This is a genomic window from Sphingopyxis sp., assembly GCF_036402335.1.
GTDB lineage: Bacteria > Pseudomonadota > Alphaproteobacteria > Sphingomonadales > Sphingomonadaceae > Sphingopyxis.
Genome location: NZ_DASWTD010000428.1, coordinates 1 through 7,501, shown reverse-complemented (window position 1 = coordinate 7,501; position 7,501 = coordinate 1). Strand labels below are relative to the sequence as shown.

Annotated in this window: 4 protein-coding genes and 1 pseudogene; all 5 read left to right on the top strand. The window is 64.3% G+C overall.

What is annotated here, in order from left to right:
• On the top strand, window positions 1-723 hold a 723-nt coding region (locus tag VGD20_RS13805; protein WP_331135000.1), incomplete at its 5' end, for an Ig-like domain-containing protein.
• 150 nt (window positions 724-873) lie between these two features.
• On the top strand, window positions 874-2,142 hold the full coding sequence (locus tag VGD20_RS13800) for a TolC family protein (protein ID WP_331134999.1): 1,269 nt from the start codon (window positions 874-876) through the stop codon (window positions 2,140-2,142).
• Entirely contained in the window at window positions 2,142-4,283 is a 2,142-nt protein-coding gene (locus VGD20_RS13795) for a type I secretion system permease/ATPase (RefSeq protein ID WP_331134998.1), read from the top strand. The genes VGD20_RS13800 and VGD20_RS13795 overlap by 1 nt, the downstream gene beginning before the upstream one ends.
• Window positions 4,280-5,467: an HlyD family type I secretion periplasmic adaptor subunit gene (locus VGD20_RS13790; protein WP_331134997.1), complete on the top strand. Its 1,188-nt coding sequence runs from the start codon at window positions 4,280-4,282 to the stop codon at window positions 5,465-5,467. Before VGD20_RS13795 ends, VGD20_RS13790 begins: the two co-directional genes overlap by 4 nt.
• A pseudogene (locus VGD20_RS13785) lies at window positions 5,464-7,501 on the top strand (glutamate ligase); the annotation flags it as partial. The gene VGD20_RS13790 and the pseudogene VGD20_RS13785, both read left to right, overlap by 4 nt.

Here is a 7,501-nt window from a genome sequence, read left to right as displayed (position 1 = left end):
AACACGCTCGGACTGGGCTATACGTCGGCGGTGTCGCTGCATCAGGAGGTCACCAACCTCACCGAGTTCCAGGTCGACGCGGTCAGCGGAGCCGACGGCAACCTGCTCGAGAATGACGTCACCGGCTCACGCTTCACGTCGGTGCTCGTCGACAGCGGCGCCGGCTTTGCGGAGGTCGGCGACACGCCGGTCACCCTGACCGGGGCCTATGGCACGCTGACGGTCGATGCGGGCGGCAACTATCATTACGAGCCCGATCCGAACCTCGGCTATTTCGATACCGACCAGGTCGATGTCTTCACCTATCAGATCCGGCATCCGAACGGCGATGTCGTTCAGGCCGAACTGTCGGTGACGGTCGATGTCAACGATCCGGGTGGTGCCTTGCCGTTCATGGCTTCGGCGATGTCGTTCGAAGCCGGCGATACGATACCGCTCGATGGCTTCGATCCGGCGCACGCCGCAAATCGTGCGGCGCCTGCCGAGGCGGACAACTTCGTGTATGATCTCTTCGAAGGAAAGGGCGATCTGGTCGAAGTTCTGGAAAGCTATCTCGAAAACAGTCAAGACGATACAGAGAGTGGAAAGTCCGAAGATATTCATGCTGTAACTGGAGAAACATCCGAAATGGATCAAAATTCCGTTCCAGTCGACGATCCGCTTGGTTTCCTGTCGATCAATCAGGATGACGAACTGAACTCGAATAACCACCCGTTAATCTAATACTTTGAACATGCGACTGGAGGGTGTGCTGGCAAATCAGTGCACTTTCCTTTCGCATTTTGTCGCAATCAGGGACAAATGTTCGGAGGATAGATGCCGATTCAGGGGCGGTACGGGCGCAAGATACGCATCCGAACAGGGCTCAGGCTCTTGTTGGCGATAGCCGTTTCGCCGGTTCTGACCGCTGCTTCGGCCGCCGACACCTCACCGCTTCTCTGGGAGACCGCCGTGCGCGAGGCGGTGGGATGGCATCCCTCGATCACCGAATCGGTCGGCCGGCTGCAGGCCCGCGCCGAAGAGGTCGCTATCGCCAAGGCAGGTTACAAACCGCAGATCAGCGGCGGCGTCGGATCGAGTTACGACAATATCACCCAGAGTCGCTGGCGCCCGCGCGCGAACCTGTCCGCGTCGCAGATGCTTTTCGATTTCGGCAAGGTGTCGAGTTCGGTCGCCGCCGCCGAAGCGGGAACGCGGATTGGCCGGGCCGAATTGCTTCTCGCGGTCGACAGCTTGATCCGCGACACAAGCTATGCCGTGATCGAAATCCAGCGCGACATGGTCCTGCGGCAGGTGGCGCTCGACCAGCTCGCGAGCATCCAGAGCATCAGCGAGCTCGTCGATCATCGCTACCGGCTGGGCGCCAGCACCAAATCGGATGCGTTGCAGGCGCGGGCGCGCGTTCAGGCAGCCGAGGTCACGCTGCAGGAGATCGAGGCCGAACGGCATCGCTGGGACAGCAATCTGGCGTTCCTGCTCGGGCGCCCGGCGGCGCCCGAGGTGTCGCTGGATCCGGTGCCGGGGCTGTATGGCGCGTGTGCGAGGGGCGAACCCGACTGGACAATGGTGCCTGGAGTCATGCAGGCGCAGGCCCAGCGCGACGAGGCGATGGCCGATTTCAAACGCAGCAAGGCTGACGGGCTGCCGACGATTTCCTTCGGCGCCGGTGGTGGCGCCGATATTCACGACCCTTTCTCGCGGCGCGCCGAATATAATTTCGGAATCAATGTTTCGAGCGCGCTCTACAGCGGCGGCGCCAGACGGGCGCGAACGCGAAGCGCCGCCTACAGCCTCGGCGCCGCCGATGCTGCCGAAGCGCGGGTTCGCAATGAGGTGAGCCGTCTTCTCGCCGAAGCCGAGCGGCAGGTGACGAGCCTGACGGGGGTGCTCGACACGCTGACGGCACGGCAGGCCAGCATGGACGAGACCGGGCGTCTCTATCGTCTCCAGTATCTCGACATGGGAACGCGAACGCTCGTCGACCTGCTCAACGCCGAACAGGAATTGCATCAGGTGCGCTTCGACCGCGTCAACACGCAGTATGACACGCGCCGCCTGCAGGTCGATTGCCTCTTCTATTCGGGTGTCCAGCGTGAAGTTTTCGGGTTGAGCGGCTTGGCGGTACGCGGGGTCGCGCTGTGATGGAGGAGGCGGCTCCGCCGGCCCGGCTTTTCCAGGCCGAGCCGTGGATCGAGGCCTTCGGTCTGGTTGCCCGCCACTATCGCCTGCCCGGCCCGGCGGAAGACAGCAAGCTGGCCAGCCTGTGGAAGACGGGAGGCGATGACGCCGAGCGGATCGGTGTCGTGGCGCGCGGGGCGGGGCTGCGCGTCCGCTTCCTGGCGCCGGGCGAGACGAAGTTCAGTTCGGAACGGCTGCCGATGATCGTGGAGCTCGCCGATGGCGGGCTTGCCGTCGTCACCGCGGTCGATGCATCGGGCGATGCGAGCGTCGCCATCATGGGCGAGGGGGGACTGGAGAACAATATTGCCGCCGATCGCCTGCTTGCTTCGGCGACGCGCTGCATTGCCGCGCGGCCGGCGCGATCGGTAAAGGATGCGCGGGTCGATACCTATATCCGTCCGTTCGAAGAGCATTGGCTGCGCCGCATCGTCTTCAAGGATATGCGGTCCTATTCGCATATCCTGATCGCCTCGCTTGCCGCGAACAGCCTTGCGCTGGCGGGCGTCCTGTTTTCGATGCAGGTCTACGACCGGGTCATCCCGGCGGAATCCTTTCCCACGCTCTATATCCTGTTCGGGGGCGTCCTGCTCGCCATCGGCTTCGACTTCCTGTTCCGCCGCCTCAGGATGCGGATCATCGATATCCTCGGCAAACGCGCCGACATGCGGATGTCGGACCAGGTGTTCGGCCATGCGCTGCGCGTCCGGAACCGCGATCGCCCGACATCGACGGGCGCGTTCATCGCGCAGTTGCGCGACCTCGAACAGGTCCGCGAACTGCTGACCTCGACGACCGTCGCGGCGATGGCCGACATACCCTTCTTCCTGCTGTTCCTCACGCTGCTCTGGTTCATCGCCGGCCCGCTTGCGCTGGTTCCGCTTTCGGCGCTGTTCCTGCTGATCGTCCCGGGCCTGCTCGCCCAGCGCCGCCTGCGCGCCTATGCGAACGAATCGATGCGCGAGTCCTCGCTTCGCAACGCGATGCTGGTGGAGGCGGTGCAGGGTCTCGAAGACATCAAGGTGCTGCAGGCCGAACACCGGTTCCAGCAGCAATGGAATCACTATAACGCGGCGGCCGCGGAAGCTCAGCTAAAACTGCGCGGGCTCACAAACAGCCTGACGGTCTGGACGCACAACGTCCAGAACGCCGTCTATGCCGCCACCATCTTTGTCGGCGCGCCGCTGGTGATGGCCGGGGATATCACCACCGGCGTCCTTGTGGCGTCGTCGATCCTCGGATCGCGGATGATCGCGCCGATCGCGCAACTCAGCCAGATACTGAACCGGCTCCAGCAAGCGCGGGTCGGCATCAAGAGTCTCGATCAGATCATGGCGCTGCCGGTCGACAGTCCCGACGACGAACATCGTATCCAGCTGCCCGCGATCGCCGGCCGTTTCGCGCTCCGTTCGGCGGTATTCCGCTATGCCGACCCCAATTCGCCCGCCGCGCTGTCGGTGGGTGAACTTCATATCGAACCGGGCGAGAAGGTGGCCATCCTCGGGCGCAACGGCGCGGGCAAGTCGACCTTGCTCCAGGGGTGTTCGGGGTTGCTCCATCCGGTGTCCGGCGAAGTGCTGCTCGACGGGCTGGCGCTCCATCAGATCGATCCCGCCGACGTCCGGCGCGATGTCGGGCTGCTCAGCCAGGGAAGCCGGCTCTTTTACGGCACGATCCGCGAAAATCTCACGCTCGGTCATCCGCAGGCCTCGCTTCAGGAGATCATGCAGGCGCTTCAGATGGTCGGCGCGGACGATTTCATCCAGCGTTCGCGCAGCGGGCTGGAACAGGTGATCCTCGAGGGCGGGATCGGGCTTTCGGGCGGTCAGATCCAGGCTCTGCTCCTCGCGCGGCTGCTGATCCGCGAACCCCGGGTCGTGCTGCTCGACGAGCCCACCGCGTCGATGGACGAGGCGACCGAGCGGTTGTTCATCGAACGGTTCAAGCCGTGGAGCCGCGACCGGACGGTGGTGATCGCGACGCACCGCATGCGGGTGCTCGATCTCGTCGACCGGATCATCGTCATCCACAACGGCGCGATCGCCCTCGACGAGCCCAAGGCGGCGGCGCTGCGCACCATGCAGGCCAGGGGGCGGGCGGCATGACGGCGCGCGAAGCTTCCGACAGCTGGCTGTTCGACGATGATCAGGACGGCCGGCTCGTGCCCGCGAGCCGCCTCGTCTGGCTCCTGTTCGCCTTCCTCGCTGCGGGCCTGGTCTGGGCCTGGCTCGCCGAACTCGACGAGGTCGCGACCGGCAGCGGCCGCGTCGTGCCGACGTCGCGCGAACAGGTGGTCCAGTCGCTCGAAGGCGGCATATTGGCGAAGCTTTTCGTCCGGCAGGATTCGATCGTCAAACCGGGGCAGATACTGGCGCAGCTCGATCCGACCCTCGCGGGTTCGACCGTCGAGGAAAGCGCGGCAAAATATCGCGCGGCGCTCGCTGCCTCCGCGCGGCTCCGCGCCGAGGTGAACCAGACGCCGATCGTCTTTTCCGGCGAACTCGACGATTTTCCCGACCTCAAGGCCGAACAGCAGCGATTGTACCAGGCGCGCCGAAACAGCCTCGCCAGTTCGCTGGGGCTGATCGATGAATCGCTCGCGCTCATTCGCAAGGAAGTCGGCATCGGCGAATCACTGATCGAGGTCGGTGCGGCGAGCCAGGCCGAGGTGCTGCGCCTGAAGCGGCAACGCGCCGACCTCGAGCTCAAAAAGGCCGATCTGCGGTCGCAATATATCGTCGAGGCGCGGCAGGAACTCGCGCAGGCCGACGAGCAGGTCGAGGCGCTGGCGCCTGTCGTGCGCGGCCGGTCGGATACGCTCGCGCGCCTCACGCTTCGCTCGCCCGTCCGCGGGATCGTCAAGAGCATCGAGGTCTCGACCGTCGGCGGCGTCGTGTCGCCGAACGGGAAGGTGATGGAAATCATCCCGCTCGACGACCAGTTGATGATCGAGGCGCGCATGGCGCCGCGCGACATCGCCTTCATTCATCCGGGGCAGCGCGCGACGGTGAAGGTCACCGCCTATGATTATTCGATTTATGGCGGGCTCGACGGCACGGTCACCACGATCTCGCCCGACACGATCCGCGACGAGGTGAAGCCGGAGATATTCTATTACCGCGTCTTCGTCCGCACGAAGTCGGATGCGCTGGTGAACAAGATGGGCAAACGCTTTCCCATCGTGCCGGGCATGGTGGCGACCGTCGATGTCCACACCGGGCAAAAAACCGTGCTGGAATATCTGCTCAAACCCCTGAACCGCGCGCGCGAGGCGCTGCGCGAACGATGACCGCGCCGCTCGCCCTGCGTTTCGCTTCGTTGCGCGCGGCGATGCCGGACATCGGCTTCGTTATCACCAGGGGCGCCAAGCGGTTCGTGCTGTTCGTCTCGTGCACCGATGCGACGCGGCGCGCGGAGGTGTTCACCATAACGGGGGCGACGGCCGAGGACGCCTGGGAGCGCGCCGTGGACGAACTGGCGCGCCGCGAGACGGACGGATGCTGGCTGCGTGTCGACTGGGTCGACGCGGTCGAACAAAGTTCGTGGGGCGCGCTCCGGGCCAGGCTGAAGGATATCAAGCGCAACTATTTTCGCCTTGGCATTTCGCTCGACGCCGATTTCGAACACGCGTTTCTGGAAACCGAGATCAACGCCAATGCCATGCTCTATGGTGGTCCGAAACAGGCTTCCGCCGTTCTGAACGAAGGAAATTTCTGTATCTATGCGGCGGAGCGCCACGGCCTTCGCGCCCTGCATTTCGCCGATGAGGGCGCGATCTGGCTGTTCACGACGAAAGGAGCATTCGTCGGCGATGACGGCATCGTCCACGCGCTGAACGGTGACGGCCTCGATGCCGGACGCCGGATGATGTCGACGCTCGACGCCGAAAACATGGCGCGGCTGATCCGGGACGGCAGCGACTATCTGGCGTCGCAAGTCGGCGCCGACGGGCGGTTTCACTACGGATGGCACCCCTGTTTTGATCGCCCGATCCAATCCTACAACAGCCTTCGCCATGCGAGCACGCTCTATGCGATGCTCGAAGCCTGGGAGGTGACGCGCGACGCGAAGCTCGAGGCTGCGATCGACCGGGCGCTGGCCCATCTTGTAACCGGACTGATCCGGCCTGTTACCCTGCCGGGTGGAGAGCCGGCGGCATTCCTTGTTGATACGGGATCGGAAATCAAACTGGGCGGCAATGCCGTTGCGATTCTCGCGCTGGTCAAACATCGCGAACTGACGGGCGATGATCGCCACGCCGCGTTGCTCGACGGGCTGGCTGCCGGCATCCTCCACATGCAGGATCCCGCGACGGGTGGCTTCACGCATGTGCTGAACTATCCTGCGCTCGATGTGAAACAGGCTTTTCGCATCATCTATTATGAGGGCGAAGCCGCCTTCGGACTGATGCGTCTGTTCGGGGTCACCGGCGATCCGCGCTGGCTGGCCGCCGTCGAAAAGGCGTTCGGGCATTTTATTCGCCAGCAGCACTGGCAGGCGCACGACCATTGGCTGAGCTATTGCGTTAACGAATTGACGCTTCATCGCCCGCACGAAGCCTATTTCCGGTTCGGCCTCGAAAATTTCAAAGACTATCTGGGGTTCGTCCTCGAACGGATCACCACTTTTCCGACCCTGCTCGAACTGATGATGGCGGCGGAGAAGATGATCGGCCGGTTGCGGGCCGATCCCGCGCTGGCCCATCTGCTCGACGGCATCGATATCCCGCGTTTCTACAAGGCGCTGCATCATCGTGCCGGCTACCTGCTCAACGGCCATTTCTGGCCCGAGCTTGCGATGTTCTTCGCCGATCCGCGCAAGATCGCCGGCAGCTTCTTCATCCGGCATCATGCGTTCCGGATCCGGATCGACGACGTCGAGCATTATCTCTCCGGCCTTGTCGCATACCGCAATTACCTGCTCGCCTGCCAGGCGCGCGGGGGTTCGGCTCTTGAGGAAGAGCCGACCGGCGCGGCGATCCGGCACTGGACCGCGCCCGACGTCGAGCGCGCTACCGGCGGGCGCTGGTCGGCGCCCCCGGCGCGCGAATGGTCGGCGTGCGGCCTCTGTATTTCCCCGTTGACCATGCGACCCGGCGATATGGTCGCCGTCCGGCTGGCCGAGGGCGAAGTTGGCGTAAGCGAGGCGTGGCTCGCGCGCCTGCCGCACCCGCCGGCGGCGATCATCGCCAACGACAGCGAAGCGAGCGCGGCGCTGGAGGGCGACCGGCTCGCGGTGGGCAATGTCAGTGCGAGCATCCTTGCGCTCGGCGCCTATGCGCGCGAGCGGATGACCGGCAAGGTTCTGGCGGTGACCGGAAGCG